Below are 21,008 nucleotides of genomic sequence, written 5' to 3' on the forward strand. Positions count from 1 at the left end.
CCGACATTAAGAATTGTCAAAATTGACGTTAGGAAATAGATGTTGGCAGTGTTCAGCAATTGTGTCAATTGTGCGCGCTAGTGTCTTTACAATTGTTGGCCGCGAATTGACATATGTTGTGGTCAGATGGCACCATCACCAACTTTAATTGCCGAGATGGAAACAATGGAGCAGTGTGCACCGCGTCGGAACTGGTGGCAAGAAGAATCGGTGCTGCGCCGCGTCGTCGGCGACCTGGCGGCGGCCGAGCTGGCGCTGGCCAGGCCGGGGCGGGCGTTGCCGGCGTTGCCCTGGTCCGTCGATATCGACCTGGCGGCCGATCTCGGCGCCGATTCGCTCGACCTGATGGCGGCCGCCACGGCGCTCGGCGACCTGCTGCAGTTCGGGCAGGCCGGCATGCAGGACGCGCTGCTGGGCCGGCCGCGGCTGGCCGACTGGGTCGTTGCGGCGCGCGCCAGCCTGGCCGGTTTCGATGCGCAGCTGGTGTTCCGTACCTCGGGCAGCTCGGGCATGCCGAAGCGCTGCACGCACAGCCTGGCCGGGCTGTGGCGCGAGGTCGACGAGCTGGCGCAGGTGCTGCCGGGACGGCGCCGCGTGCTCAGTGCCGTGCCGGCGCATCATATCTATGGCTTCCTGTTCACGGTGCTGTTGCCGCAGGCTTGCGCAGGGGACGAGACGCTGCCGGTGCTGGACCTGCGCGGCATGTCGCCTGCGGCGCTGGCAGGGCAGGTGCAGCCGGGCGACCTGGTGGTGGCGCATCCGGACTGGTGGCGCCAGGTGGCGGCGCTCGGCCTGGCGTTTCCGGCCGATGTGGTGGGCGTATCGTCGACCGCGCCGTGCCCGGACGAGGTGGCGCGGGCGCTGGCGGACGGCGGCCTGCGGCTGGTGCAGGTGTATGGCAGTTCGGAGACGGCGGGCGTGGGCTGGCGCGAGGGGGCGGGTGAACCGTATCGGCTGTTTTCGTACTGGCGTGCAGGGGCCGAGGGCGGGGTGGAACGCCCGGGCGATGGCGGCACAACCGAGCGCTTAGCCCTGCCGGACCGGCTCGACTGGAGCGATGACCTGCACTTCCTGCCGGCAGGGCGCATCGATGAGGCGGTACAGGTTGGCGGGACCAATGTCTTTCCAGCGTATGTGCGTGAGGTGCTGGCCATGCACCCGGCCGTGCTGGCGTGCCAGGTGCGTTTGATGCGGGTCGATGAAGGTAGCCGCTTGAAGGCTTTCGTCGTGCCGCACCCAGGTGCTGGCGAAGCGGCCGACTTGCGCCCGGTGCTGGACGCATGGGTTGCCGCGCGCCTGACGCCGCCGGAGCGGCCTGCCGCCTTCTCATTCGGCCCCTCGCTGCCGCGGGGGCCTGGGGGCAAACTCGCCGACTGGATCATCGACGCCTGGGAGTGACATAAAAACAACTGGGGTCAGGTCTGCCATCGTGACACGAGCTCTGCATTAAACCTCGGGATTGGCCTGTTCGAACACAGCAATCGCCCTGCTGACTGTCCGTGTGGATACGCCGAATGCCGCTGCGATCTGCGGCATCGTGAAGACCGCCGCACGGTAGGCCCTGGCCATCGCTTCATTCCTGTCGTCATACTTTGCCCGGTATGCGGCCAGGGGCAGTGCCACGGCAGCACGTTCGATCCTTGCGGTTTCCGTCAGATCATCCGACAACTGCAACTCCTGGTGCCTTGCAACGAACGCGTCGTCGCCCAGCAGCACGCGGTAGCGCGTCGCGCGTAGCGGACTGTCCTGACCATATCCCGCCAGGACAAATCTGCGGTACGCCTCCACCGCAGCAGGGCGCGTGCTGCCGAACTGGCTGAGCAGGTAGTCGCACGCATGCCAGGGTGGTGGACAATGCGACAGTGCCAGGATGTGATAGCTGCTCCATGGCCAGGCGTCGGGCGAATGCACCATGTTCGCACGCACAGGATTCAGCACGATGTAGCGCGCGACTTCCAGCAGATAGGCTTCCTTCTGGACCAGGATGGCCTTATAGCGCCCCTGGAGTACATGCCCCGCCAGTCCGTGCCGGCGATTGAAGTATTGGGAATAGGCGCCATTCAGCTGGCGCATGCCCAGGCCCAGGTTGGGGTGCGGCGTTTCCACCAGCAGGTGGAAATGGTTCGTCATCTGGCACAAGCTGTGGACAACGAAGCGGTGCCGCCGGCATACCTGCCCGAGCGTATCGAGCCATGCGCGGCGGTCGGCGTCGTCTCGGTAGATGGCGTTGCGCCGATTGCCACGTGCGGTCACATGGTAAAGGGCGCCGGGAAATTCAAGTCGAAGTGGTCGCGTCATACCCGCTACGGTACGGATTGCGGGCCGGGTGACGCTGAGCTTGCTCAGTCCATGACGACGCTCATCGACAGTAGAGCTTGTGTCTGGATGGCAGACTTGACCCCCGTTGTTTTAGCGCGACGGGTCGGCCAGCGGATGCGCGAGGTCTGGCCCCGGCTCCGGCTGCATTACCTCTTCATCCTCCGACAGCCCATCCGGATTCTCCTCGGTCGTCTCCGGCGCGACGTCGATCCCGCGGAACTGCGGCAGCTCGGCAAACTCCGCAAACACCAAGTCGTCGTTCTCGCGCACGATGCCTTCCGGCTCCGGGCGTTCCTGGGCCGGGTGCTTGGCCAGGGCCACCTGCATGTAGTCGAGCCAGATCGGCAGGGCCAGCGTGGCGCCGAATTCGCGGCCGCCCAGCGAGCGCGGTTCGTCGTAGCCCATCCAGGCCACCGCGACGATATTCCCGCCGTAGCCGGCGAACCAGCCGTCGATGGCGTCGCTGGTGGTGCCGGTCTTGCCGGCGATGTCAGGTCGGCCGAGGCGCTTGGTGGCGGCGGCGCCGGTGCCGTAGCGGGTGACGTCGCGCAGCATGCTGTCGGTGATGTACGCGTTGCGGGCGTCGAGCACGCGTGCGGCTTCCTGGCGCGGGGCGGCAGGCTTGGTTTCCTGGATGACCGTGCCGTCGCCGTCGACGATCTTTGAAATCAGATACGGCTTCACCGCGAAGCCGCCGTTCGCGAACACGGCGTAGGCGCTGGCCATCTGCAGCGGCGTGACGGCGCCGGTGCCGAGTGCCAGCGTCAGATTCTTCGGATGGCGCGCCAGGTCGAAACCAAAGCGGCCGAGGAAGTCGTGGGTATAGGGTACTTCGAGTGCGCGCAGCAGGCGCACCGTCGGCACGTTCTTCGAGTGCGCCAGTGAATAGCGCATCGTGATTGGGCCGCTGAAGACGTTGTCGTCGTTCTGCGGCGACCAGGTGGCGCCGGCGTTCTCGCCCGGCATGTCGAGCGCCTCGTCGAGGATCAGGGTGCCCGGCGAATAGCCCTTTTGTACCGCGGCCGAATACACGAAGGGTTTGATCGCCGAACCCGGCTGGCGCCAGGCCTGGGTCACGTGGTTGAACTTCTGCAGGTTGTAGTCGAAGCCGCCGACCAGGGCCTGGTAGGCGCCGGTGTCGGCGTCGATGGCGACAAAGGCCGCCGCCACCTGCGGCACCTGGCTGATCGCCCACTCCTTGCCATCTTTCCCTGCCTTGGCGATGCGGACCACGGCGCCCGGCGCCAGGCGCACCGACTCCTTGGCCTTGTCGGTCAAGGCGTTCGCCGCGAACTTCAGGCCGGCGCCAGTAATGGAGATGGTGTCGCCGTCGATGGTCTCGACCTGCACGCGTTTCGACGAAGCCTGCAGCACCACGGCCGGCTCCAGGCCATCGCTCGATGGACGCTTCTGCAGCGCGTCGACGATCGCATCTTCGCGTTCTTCAGGATCGACAGGCAGCTCGATCCGCGCTTCCGGACCGCGGTAGCCGTGGCGCGCGTCGTAGGCCAGCACGTTGCGGCGCACCGATTCGTAGGCCGACTTCTGGTCGGCTTCGCGGATGGTAGTGGTCACGCGGATGCCGCGCGTATAGGCTTCTTCCTTGAACTGCGCGAATACCGCCTGGCGCGCCAGTTCGGCCACGTACTCGGCATGGGCGCCGAATTCCTGCGGACGCGAATGCACGCGCATCGGTTCCTTCAGGGCTTTCGCATACTGGGCGTCGTCGATCTGGCGGAGGTCGTGCAGGCGGCGCAGCACCTGTTCCTGGCGCTGCTTGGCGCGCTTCGGATTCACGGCCGGGTTGTTGCGCGCCGGGTTTTGCGGCAGGCCGGCCAGCATCGCGGTCTCCGCCACGCTCAGCTTGTCGAGGTCCTTGCCGAAGTAGGCGCGCGCCGCGCTGGCAAAGCCGTAGGAACGCTGGCCCAAATAAATCTGGTTCATGTACAGCTCGAGGATCTGGTCCTTGGTCAGCGCATCCTCGATTTTATAAGCGAGGGCGATCTCGTTGATCTTGCGGGACAGCTTCTTTTCCTTCGACAGGAAGAAGTTGCGCGCCACCTGCATGGTGATGGTCGAGGCGCCGCCGGAACCGAAGCCGCTGCGCAGGTTGGAACCGACCGCGCGCGCGGCGCCCATCCAGTCGATGCCGCCGTGCTCATAGAAGCGCGCATCCTCGATGGCCAGCACGGCGTTCTTCATCATCGGCGGGATCTGCGCGATCGGCACGAAGTCGCGGTGCTCTTCGCCGAACTCGCCGATCAGCACATTGTCGGCGGTGTAGATGCGCAGCGGGATTTTCGGCTTGTAATCGAGGACGGCGTCGATCGGCGGCACCTTCGGCACGATCGCGGTGAATACATACAGCACCACGCCGACGATGAAGATCACGATCGCGGCCAGGACGAAGAAGATGAAGCCGCCTTCGCGGCCCTTTGGAGCAGGCCGCAGGGGCCGGGTGGACTTGGTCAAAACGGTTCTCGCTTGCTGATGGCCGCACGGTCGATGCGGCCCGGTTTCATGCATCATGTCGGCGCATTATAATCCGCTTTCTTTCGCCTCAAGCATGTGCCATAGTCTCGCTCCAGGCCTGCGCCAGACTGGCCGGAACATCCAGAACACAAGGAACACGATGCCCTACGATCCCGCTCCTCCCGCCGTGAAGCCGTATATTCCGGCCACGGCGCAACTCCCCGAAATGACCATCCGCGCCCTTGTCATGGGCGTGGTATTGGGCATGGTCTTCGGCGCCTCTTCGCTGTATCTGGTGCTGAAGGTCGGCCTGACCGTCAGCGCCTCGATTCCCGTCGCCGTGATCGCCATCACCCTGTTCGGCATGTTCAAGAAGATGGGCGGGCGCGAGTCCACCATCCTGGAGAACAGCATCACGCAGACCGCCGGTTCGGCCGGCGAGTCGCTCGCCTTCGGCCTGGGCGTGACCATGCCCGCGATTATGATCCTCGGCTTCGACCTCGAGATCTCGCGCGTGATGCTGGTCGGGATCCTGGGCGGCCTGCTCGGCATCCTGATGATGATCCCGATGCGCCGCACCATGATCGTCGACGCCCACCGCGAACTGAAGTACCCGGAAGGCACGGCCTGCGCCGAAGTGCTGAAGGCCGCGGCCACCGACACCTCGCGCGAAGCGGCCGGCGAAGTGCGCGTCGAAGGTTCCGACGCCGCCGTTGAGGCCAAACGCCGCGCCGCCATCATCTTCGGCGGCTTCGGCCTTGGCCTGCTGTACAAGGTGGCCAACGTCTCGCTGAAAGGCTGGAAGGACGTCGCCAACTTCGAGTTCGGCGCGCCGCTGAAGGCAGGTTCGGCCGGCGCCGAGCTGTCGCCGGAACTGGTCGGCGTGGGCTACATCATCGGCCCGCGCATCGCCTTCACCATGGCGGCCGGCGGCGTGCTGTCTTACCTGATGCTGATCCCGATGATCAAGTTCTTCGGCGAGCTGCTGACTGTGCCGCTGTCGCCCGGGACCATGCTCATCAAGGACATGTCGCCGGACGACATCCGCGACGCTTATGTGCTGTACATCGGCGCCGGCGCCGTGGCGGCGGGCGGGCTGATTTCGCTGGTGCGTTCGTTGCCCTCGATCTGGAATGGCTTGAAGGGCGGCCTTGCCAGTATGAGCAACAGCGGGGGCAAAGGTAAAACCTCGGCGGCGGGCGAACTGCGTACCGACAAGGACATTCCCTTCAAATGGGTGGCGATCGGCTGCCTGGCGATCATCGCCATCATCACCTTCGCCACGCCGCTGCACATGAATTTGCTGGGCGCGCTCCTGATCCTGGTGTTCGGCTTCCTGTTCGCCACCGTGTCCTCGCGCCTGACCGGCGAAGTCGGTTCCTCGTCGAACCCGATCTCCGGCATGGCCGTGGCCACGCTGCTGTTCACCTGCCTGATCTTCCTGCTGATGGGCTGGACCGGCGGCCGTTATTACGTGACCGCGCTGTCGGTCGGCGCCATCGTCTGCATCGCGGCGAGTAACGCCGGCACCACCTCGCAGGACTTGAAGACCGGCTTCCTGGTCGGCTCGACGCCGCGCCTGCAGCAGTACGCCATCCTGTGCGGCGCCTTTGCGTCGGCGCTGATCCTGGGGCCGATCCTGCTGAAGCTGAACGATGCCGGCACCGTGTACGTACCGGCGGCCCAGGTGGCGCCTGGCGTGACGGTCGACGTGTCGAAGCTGACCGAGACGGCGCAGCTGCAAGGCCCGCAGGCCGAGAGCGACAACAAGACCTACAAGGTCTGGCGCAAGCTTGACACCGTTGGTGGGCCTGAGGGCAAGTACCTGGTCGCCGACGACGGCAAGCTGGCCTACCTGGTCGACCCGGGCATCAACGGCCACTACCACCAGCGTCCGGACGGCACCGAAGTCAAGAAATACGATGCGCCGAAGGCGGTGCTGATGTCCTACATCATCAAGGGCATCCTCGACCAGCAGCTGCCGTGGACGCTGGTGCTGTTCGGCGTGATGATCTCGGTGGTGCTGGAACTGGCCGGCATCCAGGCGCTGGCGTTCTCGGTGGGCGTGTACCTGCCGCTGGTGTCGACGCTGCCGATCGCGGTCGGCGGCGCGGTGCGCTGGGTGGCGGACCGCCGCAACAACAAGCTGCCGCAGTACGCCAAGCTGAATGACGAAGAGCGCCAGGCGGCGGGCGACCGCAGCTCGGGCACCTTGCTGGCCTCGGGCTACATCGCCGGCGGTGCGCTGGCGGGGATCGTGATTGCGATCACGGCGGGGGTGATGACCAACTTCGACAGCATGATGGCGAAGTGGGCGGAAGGCTCGAATCCGTTCTTTGCGGGGGTGAATGCGGACTTGCTCTCCTTATTGCCGTATGCGGCGATCGTGCTGTTGCTGTACTGGGTGGCGCGCGAGCGGGCGCAGAAGTAAAGCAGAACGGGCGCCGATGGCGCCCGTTTTCATTGGTGGTCGATGCGTCGCGTGGTCATTGATGCTCAGACCGCGTGGGCACAAGTGCCCACCCTACAACGGGGCGTAGGGTGGGCACTTGTGCCCACGCGGTCTTACCGTATGCATCGACGCGGCCTCAAACAAACGCCAGATCATGCGCTTGAATCACATCATCCAGTCAAGCATCCGTATGGCCGAACCGATACCCCAGCTCAAGCACCGCGCCACCCGCCCGAACAAGTCATGCGCCGACAAGGGCCCGCGAACTGGATGGTAACGCGGTGCAGGAATAAAAAAACGGCAGCCCGCAGGCTGCCGTCTTTCATTGAAGCGCGATGATGCGCGCTTACTTCACGCCGTGCATCAGCTTCTGGATCAGTGGTGCGATCAGGAACAGCAGGATGCCGCCGCCGACCAGCCACTCCAGGCCCGACATGTAGCCGTCGAGTGCCGAGTTGATCGACATGCCCGACGAACCCGAGACGTGCGAGGCGAAGATGCCCGACAGGTTGTTGCCGATACCGGTCGACAGGAACCAGCCGCCCATGCCCAGGCCAACCAGGCGCACCGGCGCCAGCTTGGTCACCATCGACAGGCCGATCGGCGACAGGCAGAGTTCACCGATTGACTGGATCACGTAGACCATGAACAGGGTCCAGAACGGGATCTTGCCGGCGTCGTTGACGAGGGTCGACAGCGCGTACACCAGCAGGCCGAAGGCCAGGCCGTTGAAGATCAGGCCGAGGCCGAACTTGCGCGGGATGGAAGGGTTGGCGTTGCGGCGGCCCAGCATGACCCAGATCGCGGCGATGATCGGCGCGCAGGCGATGATGGCGACCGAGTTCACGCTCTGGAACCAGGCAACCGGGAAGATCCAGCCGTTCAGGTCACGGTCGACGATCTTGTCGGCCAGGAAGGTGAACGAGCTGCCCGCCTGTTCGAAGAACATCCAGAACAGGATGTTGAAGACGAAGATGATCATCATGGCGATGGTCTTGTCGCGCGCGACCTTGCCGTTGCGGATACCTTCGACCATCAGCATGACCGCCAGGGCGATGAACAGCACGGTCAGGATCACCTGCAGGGTGTCGGCGCCGAGTTTCAGCAGGAAGTACACGCCAGGGATGACGACCAGGCTGCCGACGATGACGGCGATCGAGCGGCCAGGACCTTGCGCGTTGGCGTCGGGGGCGCCGATGCCGGCCAAGGTCTTGCGGCCGATGTAGAACCACACGAGGCTGATCAGCATGCCGATGCCGGAAGCGAAGAACACGACCTTGTAGGCGGGCATGTCCGGGCTGCCGAAGCGCTCGGCCAGTACCTGGGTCAGGATCGGCGCGATGAAGGCGCCGGTGTTGATGCCCATGTAGAAGATGGTGAAGCCCGAATCGCGGCGCGTGTCATTCAACGCATAGAGTTTACCGACCATGGTCGAGATGTTCGGCTTGAACATGCCGTTGCCGACGATGATGGTCGCGAGGCCGAGCTTGAAGATGTCTTCGCTCGGTATCGTGATCATGAACAGGCCGGCCGCCATGAACACGGCGCCGATCAGGATCGAACGCTGGTAGCCGATCACGCGGTCGGCGATCAGGCCGCCGAAGACGGCGCCGGCATACACCAGCGCGAGGTAGGACCCGTAGGTCAGGTTGGCACTCGCCTGGCCGACGGCGCTGCCTTCATAGAACTGGGCGACGATGTAGAGCACCAGGGCCCAACGGATGCCGTAGAAAGCGAAGCGCTCCCAGAATTCGGTCATGAACAGCATCCACAGCGGTGCTGGGTGGCCCATGATTTGTTTGAATTCTGGAATCGCGCCCTTGTCGGCGGGTGTAGCAGCTGCACCGCTCATGCGGGTCCTCCCGAAATAGTTTTTAAAAAGCTCTCGTAGTCGGAAGGCCGTGACAATCCCGCCTTCCAATCCGCACGCATTTTAGTGGAAATTGCAGAGCACAAGAAAATTATTTGCCATTGTGGTAAACACGCGCGCGCATGGTGCAGCGCCGCACAAACAGCACGCACGGGGACGGGCATGCCGGGCGCCTTTGTCGTATATTGGTGAAAAGCCAGTTTCGTTTACAAGAGCGTTATAAAAGGAAGGCCATATGAACTACGAAGTCGTCGACACTCTCATTTCTCCAGAAGGCCGGCTGGAAGTCCTGTCCAAGGCCGAAGTGGCCAAACTGCTCGACACCAGCCAGGGCGGCCTGTATTCCGTATTCCGCAAATGCGCGCTCGCGGTCCTGAACTGCGGCAGTTCCATCGACGATGGCAAGGAACTGCTGGAGCGCTACAGCAGCTTCGATATCAGCATCATCCAGCGCGAGCGCGGCATCAAGCTCGATATCCGCGGCGCACCGGCCATCGCTTTCGTCGACGGCAAGATGATCAAGGGGATCCACGAACACCTGTTCGCCGTGCTGCGCGACATCGTGTTCGTGAATTTCGAAGTCACCGACAACCCGCGTTTCAATTTGTCGTCGCCGGAAGGCATCACCGATGCCGTGTTCCATATCCTGCGTAACGCGAACGTGCTGCAGACGCAGCGCAATCCGAACCTGGTGGTGTGCTGGGGCGGGCACTCGATCAACCGCGTCGAATACAACTATTCGAAGGAAGTCGGCTATGCGCTCGGCCTGCGCGAACTCGATATCTGCACCGGCTGCGGCCCGGGCGCGATGAAAGGCCCGATGAAGGGCGCGAACATCGGCCACGCCAAGCAGCGCTTGCAGAACGGGCGCTATCTCGGTATTTCCGAGCCGGGCATCATTGCCGCCGAATCGCCGAACCCGATCGTGAACGACCTGATCATCATGCCGGACATCGAGAAGCGCCTGGAAGCGTTCGTGCGCGTCGGCCATGGCATTTGCGTGTTCCCGGGCGGGGCGGGTACGGCCGAAGAGATCCTGTACATTCTCGGGATCCTGCTGCATCCGGACAATGCCGAGATGCCGTTCCCGCTCATTTTCACGGGTCCGGCCACGGCGCGCGAATACTTCGAGCAGATCGACGGCTTCATCGCCCAGACCCTGGGCGACAAGGCGCGGGCACGCTACAAGATCATCATCGACGATCCGGATGCGGTGGCGCGCGAGATGGCGGCCGGGATCAAGGGGGTGCGTGAATTCCGCAAGGCCAGGAGCGACGCCTATTACTTCAACTGGCTGTTGAAGATCGACCAGGAATTCCAGCGGCCATTCAAGCCGACGCATGAAAACATGCGCAACCTGTCGCTGCACAAGAACCAGGAAACCCATTTGCTGGCGGCGAATCTGCGCCGCGCGTTCTCGGGCGTGGTGGCGGGGAACGTGAAGGAAGAGGGGATACGCGAGATCGAAAAGCACGGCAAGTACGAGATCCATGGCGACCCGGAGATCATGGGACCGATGGATGCGCTGCTGGCGTCGTTCGTGGAGCAAAGCCGGATGAAGCTGCCGGGCAAGGCGTATGTGCCTTGCTATACCATCGTCCAGTAGGGTGGGCCGGGCCGCGCAAGGCACCCCGTGCCCACGCGGAAGCGTGCGCAGTGTTAGCGGTTCAAAGAGAGCCGAGTTAGCGCTTCCGTAGTCGTTTTCTCGTGGGTGTGCACCTTGTGCCCACGCGAACGCGTGAGCCGTGCTGGCGTCATTTGGTGCGCGACACGTGGCAAGTGGCGGCGCATCCCAAAGCGTCATGTTGGCGCCGTCGCAGTCGCACACGTTCCGGAGCGAGTCATTGAAGCCACCGAATTCGGATGAACACGTAACCGCGTGGGCACGGAGTGCCCACCGTACGGTTGAGGCTACCAATGCAAGCGGCGCCGGCGATGGGATCGCATGCCGCAATATAAAAACGGGGCGCCTCAAGCGCCCCGTTTTTATCGAATCAAACGACGATCAGTCTTCCTTGCGCAAATGCGGNTACCAATGCAAGCGGCGCCGGCGATGGGATCGCATGCCGCAATATAAAAACGGGGCGCCTCAAGCGCCCCGTTTTTATCGAATCAAACGACGATCAGTCTTCCTTGCGCAAATGCGGGAACAGCAGCACGTCGCGGATGTTCGGCGAATCGGTCAGGATCATGATCAAACGGTCGATGCCGATGCCGCAGCCGCCGGCCGGCGGCATGCCGTATTCCAGCGCGCGGATGTAGTCGGCGTCGTAGTACATCGCTTCGTCGTCGCCGGCTTCCTTGGCTTCGACTTGCGACAGGAAGCGTGCGGCCTGGTCTTCCGGATCGTTCAGCTCCGAGAAACCGTTGGCAATCTCGCGGCCGACCATGAACAGCTCGAAGCGCTCGGTGATGCCGGCGCGGGTGTCCGATGCACGGGCCAGCGGCGACACTTCGACCGGGTAGTCGATGATGTAGGTCGGTTCCCAGAGCTGGGCTTCGGCGGTCTCTTCGAACAGCGCCAGTTGCAGCGCGCCCAGGCCGGCGGTGGCGAAGGGCTTGACGCCGAACTTCTTCAGTTCAGCCTTGATGAATTCCGCGTCTTCCAGCTGCTCGGCGGTATAGCCCGGTGCGTACTTGTTGATGGCCTGGACGATGGTCAGGCGCTGGAAGGGCTTCGACAAATCCAGCTCGCGGCCACCGTAGGACAGCACGGCCGTGCCTTGGGCGTCCACCGCGGCCTGGCGGATCACGGCTTCGGTGAAGTCCATCAGCCAGGTGTAGTCGGTGTAGGCCGCGTAGAACTCCATCATCGTGAACTCGGGGTTGTGACGGATCGACACGCCCTCGTTACGGAAGTTGCGGTTCACTTCGAACACGCGGTCGAAGCCGCCCACCACCAGGCGCTTCAGGTACAGCTCGGGCGCGATCCGCAGGAACATCTGCATGTCGAGCGCGTTGTGGTGGGTGATGAAGGGTTTCGCCGCGGCGCCGCCCGGGATCGGGTGCAGCATCGGGGTCTCGACTTCCATGAAGTCGTTCTTTTCCATGAAGCGGCGCATCGACGACAGCGCGGCGGTACGCGCCTTGAAGGTGCGGCGCGTGTCTTCGTTCATGATCAGGTCGACGTAGCGCTGGCGGTATTTGGTTTCCTGGTCGGCCAGGCCGTGGAATTTGTCCGGCAGCGGGCGCAGGGCCTTGGTCACCAGGCGCAGGGTCGTGACCTTGATGGTCAGCTCGTCGACCTTGGTCTTGAACAGGGTACCTTCGACGCCCAGGATGTCGCCCAGGTCGTAGCTGCGGAAGGCTTCCATCGCCGCTTCGCCGGTGGCGTCCAGGGTCACGTAGATCTGGATGCGGCCGTCGGCGCGCACGCCGGAGGCATCCTGCAGGGTGGCGAAGGCGGCCTTCCTGCCGGCTTCGCGCTTGAGCATCATGCGGCCGCCCAGCACCACAGGAATCGCTTTCGCTTCCAGCTCTTCGCGGGTCAGCGCACCGTAATGCTCGTGCAGGTCGGCGGCCTTGTGCTGCGGCTTGAAGTCGTTCGGGAAGGCGACGCCTTTTTCGCGGATCGCGGACAGCTTCACGCGGCGCTCGGCCATGATCTTGTTTTCGTCGGCCGCCGGCGTGGCTTGCACGGGCGCGTTTTCTTGGTTTTCGGTGGTCATATTGGTACTCGTTTGATTTGATCAGGCGAACAGCTCGTCGAGCGACAGCTGCGAGAAGTCGGAGACGATCGTGATCACGTTGTCGAATTCGGCAAAGGCCTCGGCCGGCAGGGTGGTGGTCAGCACCACGGCGCGCATGCCGGCGCGCCGCGCCGCTTCCACGCCCAGCGGCGCGTCTTCGAAGACGATGCAGTCGGCAGGTTCCGCGCCGCAGCGTTTCGCCGCTTCGAGGAAGACGTCCGGGTGCGGCTTGCCGCGTGCTACATCGGTGGCGCCGACAATCGCGTCGAAGTGGCGGCGCAGGTCCAGGCCGTCGAGCGTGAACTCGACGTTGGCCGGCGGGGCGGCGGTGCCGACCGCCAGCGCGATGCCATGCGACTTCGCATCGGCGATCAGGTCTTCGAATCCTTCGACCGCCTTGCGGTGCGGCGCGTACAGCTCGCGGTAGACGGCTTCCTTCTCGTGGTTCAGCGTCATCACCTCGTCGTCGAGCAGGTGTTCGCCGAAGTGCGAGCGGATGATTTCCCCGCCCTGGCGGCCGGCCGTCGCGCGGAAGAATGCGTCCGCGTCGATGGCATGGCCGCGCCGTTCGAAGAAGGCGATCCACGACTTCGTATGGAAGGCCATGTTGTCGACGATGGTGCCGTCCATGTCGAAGATCAGCGCGCGCTTGACGACGCTCATGCGCCGACGCCTTGCTTCAGCGAGGCCGAGATGAAGTCGTCCAGGTCGCCGTCCAGCACGTTCTTGGTGTTGCCGGTCTCGAAACCGGTACGCAAGTCCTTGATGCGCGATTGGTCGAGCACGTAGGAACGGATCTGGTGGCCCCAGCCGACGTCGGTCTTCGAGTCTTCCAGCTTCTGCTGTTCGCTCATGCGGTTGCGCAGTTCGAGTTCATACAGTTTCGCGCGCAGCATGTCCCAGGCTTCGGCCTTGTTGCGGTGCTGCGAACGGTCGTTCTGGCACTGCACCACGATGCCCGACGGGCCGTGCGTCAGGCGCACCGCGGAGTCGGTCTTGTTGATGTGCTGGCCGCCCGCGCCGGATGCGCGGTAGGTATCGATGCGCACGTCGGCCGGGTTGATCTCGATTTCGATCGAGTCGTCGACTTCCGGGTACACGAACAGCGAGGTGAACGAGGTGTGGCGGCCGTTGGCCGAGTCGAACGGGGACTTGCGCACCAGGCGGTGCACGCCGGTTTCGGTGCGCAGGTGGCCATAGGCGTACTCGCCGTCGACCTTGATGGTGGCGGTCTTGATACCCGCGACCTCGCCCTCGGACTGTTCCAGGATTTCGGCCTTGAAGCCCTTGCGTTCGCAATAGCGCAGGTACTGGCGCAGCAGCATCGAGGCCCAGTCCTGGGCTTCGGTTCCGCCGGCGCCGGCCTGGATGTCGATGAAGCAGCTCGCATGGTCCATCGGGTTGCTGAACATGCGGCGGAACTCCATCGCCTCGATGATCTTGCCGATCGCGTCGGCGTCGCCGCCGATGGCTTCCAGGGTATCGTCGTCGCCTTCTTCGCGCGCCATCTCGAACAGGTCGGAGGCGTCGGCCAGGTCGGCCTTCGCTTTTTCAAGCGTCAGCACGACGGCTTCGAGCGCCTTCTTTTCCTTGCCGAGATCCTGGGCCCGTTTCTGGTCGTTCCAGACGGTGGGATCTTCGAGTTCCTGGTTGACCTGTTCTAGTTTCTCTGACTTCCGATCGAAGTCAAAGATACCTCCGAAGTTCGGCTTCACGGCTGGTCAGGTCGTTCAGCAGGGCGGAGATGGCGTTGATGCGTTCAGCTTCCATGATCTTGGCGTCGTAAGTGAGTTAAATCGAACCTTCGATTATACCTTAGGCCGTCGTCATGGCGACTGGGCGGATGCCGCGTTTCGGCGCTTTCTTGGCATGGATTGCGCCGCTGCCGTATCATCGCCCGGTTCCCAATCCGAAGATGCTCATGCGTTATCCAATTTCTTATCAAATCGCCATGGCGATGTTGCCCGCATTGCCGGCTCTGACTGCCGCGCCTGTCATGGCAAAAGATGCGCCGAAAGGTGCGAGCGCCGTCCTCGCCGTGCTCGAGACCACCGACCTGCACGCTACCGTGGTCGGCTACGATTACTTCAAGCTGGCCGCCGAACCGTCGATCGGCCTGGACCGCACCGCGACCCTGATCGCGCAGGCGCGCGGCGAGTACGCGAATACCGTCCTGTTCGACAACGGCGACACCATCCAGGGCACGGCGCTGGCCGACTACCAGGCACTCGTCAATCCGGTGCGCTGCGACCAGACCCTGGGCATCTACAAGGTCATGAACGCGCTGAAGTACGACGGCGCCTCGATCGGCAACCACGAATTCAACTACGGCCTGGGCTTCCTCGGCCAGGTGACCGGTCAGCAGTTCAAGGTACCCGGCATCGACCAGCCGAAGAAATGCGCCGGCCCCGCTTTCCCGCAGGTGCTGGCCAACGTCTACAGCGTCAGCACGAAGAAGCCGCTGTTCGCGCCTTACCGCATCGTCGAGAAGGAAGTCAGCGCGCAAGACTCCAAGGGCCGCGCCATCAAGGCGAAAGTAAAGGTCGGGATCATCGGCTTTACGCCGCCGGCCATCATGTCCTGGGACAAGCGCTGGCTGGACGGCAAGGTCTACACCACCGGCGTGCGCGAAGCGGCCGAGAAGTACATCCCCGAGATGCGCCGCAAGGGCGCCGACGTGGTGGTGGTGATTTCGCACGGCGGCCTCGATGGCAGTCCCTACACGCCGGACATGGAAAACGCCGGCTATTACCTGGCGCAGGTGCCGGGCGTGGACGTGATGCTGCTCGGGCACTCGCACCAGCTGTTTCCGAACGCGGCCAGCACCGCGCCGCAGTTCAACCTGCCGAACGTCGACAAGGTAAAAGGCTTCGTGCATGGCGTGCCGACCGTGATGGCGAACCTGTGGGGCAAGCACCTGGGCGTGGTGGCGCTGACCCTGCGCGCCGACGGCAAGCGCTGGACGATCGACAAGACCAAGACGACCGTCGAGGCGCGCGCCGCCCAGAATGCGGACAAGTCTTTCGTGGAACCGAGCGCCGAAGTGCAGGCGCTGATCCGCGCAGAGCACGAAGCGACCATCGCGTACGTGAAGACGCCGGTCGGCAGCAGCGACTTCCGCCTGACGACCTACTTCGTCGACGTGGGCGACCCGTCGGCGATCCAGGTAGTGAACCAGGCGCAGACCGCCTACGTGAAGAAGTACGTCGCGGCCAACCTGCCGCAGTATGCGAAGCTGCCGGTGCTGTCGATGTCGGCGGCCTTCAAGAACGGCTTTGCCGGCGCCTTCGACTACACCGACGTCGCGGCCGGCCAGCTGGCGATGAACAATGCGGCCGATTTGTACCTGTATCCGAACGCGCTGCACGCGGTGAAAATCGACGGCCACGGCCTGAAGGCCTGGCTGGAAATGGCGGCGCGCCGTTTCAACACCATCGACCCGGCGAAGAAGGAGCCGCAGGAGCTGGTGAATCCGAACTTCCCGAGCTATAACTTCGATACCGTGACCTCCGATGAGATCAGCTACGAGATCGACGTCACCCAGCCGCCGGGCGGGCGCGTGAAGAAGCTGATGCTGCGCGGCGCGCCGCTCGACCTGGCGCAGGAGTTCATCGTTGCGACCAACAACTACCGCGCTTCGGGCGGCGGCAACTTCCCGGGACTCGATGGCAGCAAGACCATCTTTGCCTCGCCGGATACCAGCCGCGACGTGTTGATCGGCTATGTGCGCGATACGAAGCACCTGACGCGCAAGGCCAATGGCAAGGCGCGCAGCTGGCGTTTCGCGCCCGTGAAGACGGCGGGGCCGGTGGTGTTCCATACGGCGCCGGGCATGCTCGGCATTGCGCAGGAGGCGGGGCTGGAGAATGTGAGCCTGCTGCAGGCCGACGATGGGCTGGGCAAGGGGTTTGCGCTGTACGCGGTGGATTTGGTTAAATGAGGGCCAAATGACGATGACGGCGCTGCTGCTGGCCTGCATGACCGCTTGCATGCTGGCGGCGCATGCCGGCGCGGCGCCTGCCGAGGCGCCGCCTGATGCCAGGTCGGTTTACCAGCTGGCGCTCAAGGTGCGCAATGGCGAGGGTGTGCCGGCCGATCCGGTGCGTGCCCGCGAGCTGCTCACGCAGGCGGCACAGGGTGGCGTGGCACCGGCGATGTTCGTGTTGTCGAACATGCTGGCGGCGGGTGAGGGCGGTCCACTTGACGCGAAAGAGGCCCGGCGCTGGCTGGAGATGGCGGGCGATCTGGAGTATCCGGAAGCCTTGCAGCAGCTGGCGATGACGGAGCCCGATCCGCGCAAGGCGGAGCTGCTGATGCGGCAGGCGGCGCATGCGATGATGCATCGAGAGCGGTAGGGTGGGCACTTGTGCCCACGCGGTCTCGCCATCCGCATCCAAACACACGTGACGAAAACCCCGATACGAGCATCGTCGATGTTTGCAGGCTGTGCGGAACGCATCTGTACCATACCGCGTGGGCACAAGTGCCCACCCTAGGGTTCAAGCAGGTGGCTGATCGTGGTCTACGCGTGGCCACGGGAGCCCGCCCCACGCAAAACACCGCCGCGGCGGTGCTGACTTCGGCCTTTATTTCCGCTCGCGCCCGATCTCCGCGGCGGCAATCGCCGCCAGGTCGAGCAGCGCCTGCAGTTCGTTTGCGCGCAGCTTGCGCGGTTCGCGGTCGATCACGCACAGGGTGCCCATGGCGTGGCCGTCCTGGTCGCGCAGCGGGACGCCGGCGTAGAAGCGGATGTGCGGGTCGGCCAGCACCAGCGGGTTGCCGCTGAAACGCTCGTCCGAGGTCGCGTCTTCCACCACGAAGGGCTTGTCCTGCAGGATGGCGTGCGAGCAGAAGGCCCATTCGCGCGGGGTCTGCTGGGGCGCCAGGCCGACGCGCGCCTTGAACCACTGGCGTTTGGTCGTCAGCAGCGAAATCAGGGCGATCGGCGAATCGGTGGCCATCGAGGCCAGGCGCACGATGCGGTCGAAACGGTCTTCTTCCGGGCTGTCGACCAGGCCGGATGCGGCCAGCGCGGCCAGGCGCGCGTTTTCGTCGGCCCCGACCGGGAACGGCGTGCCGGGTTCGGCAAGGTATTCGGGATCGTTGGGAGTCGGCGGCACGCGGCGGCCGGTAGCCCCGGCTTCGTGGCCCCCGACCTTGTTCATCAAGGCCCGGATCAGGCTCTCGCGCGTACGGCGGTGGCCACCCGGGGTTTTCCATGATTCGATCGCACCGCTTTCCATCCAGAGCTGGACGGTACTTGTGGCGACGCCCAACATGCGCGCGGCTGCGCTCGTGGTGAGGATGGGATCCTCGTCCGTATAGTTGCTGGTCATCAATATTCCTACTTTTCTTGAAGTATAGCCGATTTGATGAAACTACTTAAGCGCTATCTTGAAGTAACGAACCCTCGTGATTAAAGCAACAAATACCGCAATTTAGGTTGCCAAAAAACAATTGATAGTGGACAATCTGCCGCAAATCTGTCATTCCCGTGTACATACGGACCCCTACCTTCCTGCCAGGAGCACACATGAAATTTTTCCAAGCGCGGCTTGCGGTCCGGCTGTATACCGCCTTTGCCGCGGTGCTGGTCGTTACATTGATCCTGGCCGGCTTCGCGATTTCACGTGTGAACAGCATCGAGACCGCCCTGGTCGAGGTCGAGTCCTTCCACAGTGCCCAGCTCGAGCCGCTGTACGCCGCGCGCGAGGCGCTCGGGCAGACCGGCATCGCCGCGCGCAATGCCTTCATCTTCCACGATGCGGCGCAGGCGACCCGCGAGCTCGACATCCTCGACACGCAAAAGGCGGCCTATCTGGCAGCCATGAGCCGGCTCGATCCTGTCCTGGGCGGCAATGCCCAGTACGGGAAGGTCAAGGAGGGCATGCTGGCGATGGCGCGCGAACTCGAACGTCCGCGCAAGTACCGCACGAGCGGCGACATGGAAGGCTACGGCACCTTCCTGGTGCAGGAATGCAGCCCGTTGCGGCGCCAGATCGTGGCCGACATCGGGCTGCTGGTGCAGGAGCTGCAGGGTCAGACCAACCAGGCCGGCGCCGCTGCCGTTGCCGAAGCCGACGGCGCGCGCTACTGGATCAGCGGCCTGGCGGTCCTGTGCGCGCTGCTGTGCGCCGTGATCGGCTTTACCATTTCGCGCAACCTGCTCGACCAGCTGGGCGGCGAGCCGGCGTATGCGACCGACGTCGCGCGCGCCATTGCCCAGGGCCAGCTGCACCAGCAGGTGGACACCCGCCGCGCCCTCCCGAGCAGCCTGCTGTCGGCCATGAGCGCCATGCGCGACAGCCTGAGCGGCATCGTGGCCAAGGTACGCGGCGGCACCGATGCGATTGCCTCGGCCTCGGCCGAAATCGCCACCGGCAACCTCGATTTGTCGGCCCGCACCGAGTCGCAGGCCGCGGCGCTGGCGCAGATCGCCGGCTCGATGAAACAGCTGATCGGCTCGGTGCGCCAGAACGCCGACTACGCGGCCCAGGCCAGCACGCTGGCAGGCGAAGCCTCGAAGGTGTCGGTCGAAGGCGGCGCTACCGTGGACGGCGTGGTCTCGACCATGAACCTGATCCAGGAATCCTCGCGCAAGATCGAGGAGATCATCAGCGTCATCGACAGCATCGCCTTCCAGACCAATATCCTGGCCTTGAATGCGGCGGTGGAAGCGGCGCGCGCCGGCGAGCAGGGCCGCGGCTTTGCCGTGGTGGCGAGCGAGGTGCGCAACCTGGCGCACCGCTCGGCGGCAGCGGCCAAGGAAATCAAGGTGCTGATCGAGGATTCGGTGAGCAAGGTCGGCGCCGGCACGGCGCTGGTAGCCCAGGCCGGCGAGACCATGCGCAAGGTGGTGAGCGGCGTGCAGCGCGTGAACGACATCATGGGCCAGATCTCGAGCGCGACGCGTTCGCAGAGCGAGGACATCGAACACGTCGACTCGGCCATCGTGCGCCTGGACGAGATGACGCTGCAGAATGCGGCCCTGGTCGAGGAAGCGTCGGCGGCGGCGCAGTCGCTGCGCATGCAGGCCGACGAGCTGGCGGCGGTGGTCAATACCTTCCAGCTCGAGTCGGGCGAAGCGGCCACCGGCATCGAGCCGCCGCGCCGCGTGCGCCAGCCGGTGCCGGCGCTGGCGGGCTGAGTTCAGGGCAAGCCGGCCAGGCGGCCGGCGCCTGCTTCACGGAGGCGCAGTTTAGTTGATTTGCTTCTTGTCGGGCTGCACCAGGATGAAGGGGTGCACGACCGACGCCCATAGTTCGACTTCGCCGGCGGCCCAGCTCTGGGCCTGCACATCCGACACCTTGGCGATCTTGCCTTCGCCCATCCAGCGCGCAATATGCTCCTTGTCGTCGTGCGAGATGCGCACGGCGATGTCGACCAGGTCGAGCGTTTCGCTGACGTAGATCACATTGCCTTGCGCGAAGTGGCGCTCGAGTTCGTCCCAGCGGACGCGGCCGGTTTCGCGGTTGATCTTGTCGTGCAGTTCGGTGTCGTTGTCAGGATTCGTTTTCATTCTCTAGATAATTTCGATGCGCGGTTGCGGCGTACCCGCCCATGTTAACCGATAGGCCGGCCCCTTGCGTACATTGCCGACCAGCGCGGGGCGAAAGCACGCCAGGTTGACGCCTTCGGGACGGCGCACGCTCGGATAGATCACGCCCATCGACCCCAGGTCGAGCAGCTCGGCCGCCAGCGCCTGGGAAGCGATATAGCTTTGCGGATCGAGGCAGCCGGCAAAATTCTCGATGCCACGGATATCGTGGAAGCTGGCATTGAAATCGGCCAGCATGGACTGGTAGGTCACGCTGTCGTCGAAGCGATTGATTTCCTGGTACTCGACCGTCTTGTGGAAGCTGACCTCGGCCAGCGCCGTCTCGGCCTCGAAGGCGCAATACCAGGCGCCGCGCGTGCCGTCGTTGAAGCGGCTGCCTTCCGGGCGCGCATAGGTATAGGCTGCGTTGACGATGCGGAAGTTCGGCACGCCGAAGACCAGTTCGTCGACGCCGATGCCGGGCAACAGGCCGGCCTCGCCGCGCAGGCGTTCGTTGGTGGCGTTTTCGAGGTCGAACAAATCGCGCAGGAGCCTGTTGTCATCGGCCAGTGGCGCCAGCACCGAATCCTCGAGGTCGGCAAAGCGCGAGGGGATCAGGCGGCAGGTGTCGAACTGGCGCAGCGCCGTCAGTTGCGGAACGACCGCCAA

Annotated in this window: 15 protein-coding genes; 6 read left to right on the top strand and 9 right to left on the bottom strand. The window is 64.2% G+C overall.

Annotated elements, in window-relative coordinates:
• Window positions 1–210 precede the first annotated feature (210 nt).
• Window positions 211–1,398, top strand: a complete 1,188-nt coding sequence (locus tag QWL29_RS06350; protein WP_305822039.1) for an AMP-binding protein — start codon at window positions 211–213, stop codon at window positions 1,396–1,398.
• Window positions 1,399–1,446: 48 nt separating this feature from the next.
• Here the strand turns inward: QWL29_RS06350 and QWL29_RS06355 are convergent, their stop codons facing one another.
• Complete coding sequence (locus QWL29_RS06355) at window positions 1,447–2,298, bottom strand: transposase (protein WP_305822040.1); 852 nt, start codon at window positions 2,296–2,298, stop codon at window positions 1,447–1,449.
• Between the two features lie 111 nt (window positions 2,299–2,409).
• Window positions 2,410–4,845 (bottom strand): penicillin-binding protein 1A, encoded by a 2,436-nt coding sequence (locus QWL29_RS06360; protein WP_370663671.1) that lies wholly within the window; start codon window positions 4,843–4,845, stop codon window positions 2,410–2,412.
• Between the two features lie 106 nt (window positions 4,846–4,951).
• On the opposite strand from QWL29_RS06360, the gene QWL29_RS06365 reads away from it, so the two are divergent.
• A complete protein-coding gene (locus QWL29_RS06365) occupies window positions 4,952–7,222 on the top strand; it encodes an OPT family oligopeptide transporter (RefSeq protein ID WP_305822042.1) in 2,271 nt (756 codons plus the stop codon).
• 367 nt (window positions 7,223–7,589) lie between these two features.
• On the opposite strand, the gene QWL29_RS06370 is transcribed toward QWL29_RS06365, so the two are convergent.
• On the bottom strand, window positions 7,590–9,095 hold the full coding sequence (locus QWL29_RS06370) for a peptide MFS transporter (RefSeq protein ID WP_305822043.1): 1,506 nt from the start codon (window positions 9,093–9,095) through the stop codon (window positions 7,590–7,592).
• Between the two features lie 253 nt (window positions 9,096–9,348).
• Here QWL29_RS06370 and ppnN point away from each other — a divergent pair, with 253 nt between their 5' ends.
• Window positions 9,349–10,719, top strand: coding sequence for a nucleotide 5'-monophosphate nucleosidase PpnN (gene ppnN, locus QWL29_RS06375; protein ID WP_305822044.1), 1,371 nt, complete (start codon window positions 9,349–9,351; stop codon window positions 10,717–10,719).
• Between the two features lie 517 nt (window positions 10,720–11,236).
• On the opposite strand, the gene lysS is transcribed toward ppnN, so the two are convergent.
• The 3 genes from lysS to prfB form a co-directional block, all read right to left on the bottom strand.
• Window positions 11,237–12,781, bottom strand: a complete 1,545-nt coding sequence (gene lysS, locus QWL29_RS06380) for a lysine--tRNA ligase (protein WP_305822045.1) — start codon at window positions 12,779–12,781, stop codon at window positions 11,237–11,239.
• A gap of 21 nt (window positions 12,782–12,802) precedes the next feature.
• Entirely contained in the window at window positions 12,803–13,465 is a 663-nt protein-coding gene (locus QWL29_RS06385) for an HAD family hydrolase (RefSeq protein ID WP_305822046.1), read from the bottom strand.
• A protein-coding gene (gene prfB / locus QWL29_RS06390) for a peptide chain release factor 2 (protein ID WP_305822047.1) occupies window positions 13,462–14,572 on the bottom strand; the annotation gives its coding sequence in 2 pieces (ribosomal slippage) (window positions 13,462–14,490 and window positions 14,492–14,572; 1,110 coding nt in all). Before prfB ends, QWL29_RS06385 begins: the two co-directional genes overlap by 4 nt.
• Window positions 14,573–14,753: 181 nt before the next feature.
• Between prfB and QWL29_RS06395 the strand changes: the two genes are divergently transcribed.
• Together QWL29_RS06395 and QWL29_RS06400 are read left to right on the top strand one after the other, a co-directional pair.
• Complete coding sequence (locus QWL29_RS06395) at window positions 14,754–16,742, top strand: bifunctional 2',3'-cyclic-nucleotide 2'-phosphodiesterase/3'-nucleotidase (protein WP_370663669.1); 1,989 nt, start codon at window positions 14,754–14,756, stop codon at window positions 16,740–16,742.
• Window positions 16,743–16,749: 7 nt separating this feature from the next.
• Window positions 16,750–17,157, top strand: coding sequence for a tetratricopeptide repeat protein (locus QWL29_RS06400; RefSeq protein WP_305822049.1), 408 nt, complete (start codon window positions 16,750–16,752; stop codon window positions 17,155–17,157).
• Between the two features lie 231 nt (window positions 17,158–17,388).
• Here the strand turns inward: QWL29_RS06400 and QWL29_RS06405 are convergent, their stop codons facing one another.
• Window positions 17,389–18,138, bottom strand: a complete 750-nt coding sequence (locus tag QWL29_RS06405) for a GAF domain-containing protein (protein WP_305822050.1) — start codon at window positions 18,136–18,138, stop codon at window positions 17,389–17,391.
• Window positions 18,139–18,335: 197 nt separating this feature from the next.
• Between QWL29_RS06405 and QWL29_RS06410 the strand changes: the two genes are divergently transcribed.
• The gene (locus QWL29_RS06410) at window positions 18,336–19,949 is read left to right on the top strand and encodes a methyl-accepting chemotaxis protein (protein ID WP_305822051.1); all 1,614 of its coding nucleotides are present in this window, start codon (window positions 18,336–18,338) and stop codon (window positions 19,947–19,949) included.
• A 51-nt stretch (window positions 19,950–20,000) separates the two neighbouring features.
• On the opposite strand, the gene QWL29_RS06415 is transcribed toward QWL29_RS06410, so the two are convergent.
• Complete coding sequence (locus QWL29_RS06415; protein WP_305822052.1) at window positions 20,001–20,321, bottom strand: DUF2288 domain-containing protein; 321 nt, start codon at window positions 20,319–20,321, stop codon at window positions 20,001–20,003.
• Between the two features lie 3 nt (window positions 20,322–20,324).
• Complete coding sequence (locus QWL29_RS06420) at window positions 20,325–21,008, bottom strand: RES family NAD+ phosphorylase (RefSeq protein ID WP_370663670.1); 684 nt, start codon at window positions 21,006–21,008, stop codon at window positions 20,325–20,327.

Source organism: Massilia brevitalea, assembly GCF_030711405.1.
Lineage (GTDB): Bacteria > Pseudomonadota > Gammaproteobacteria > Burkholderiales > Burkholderiaceae_D > Telluria > Telluria brevitalea.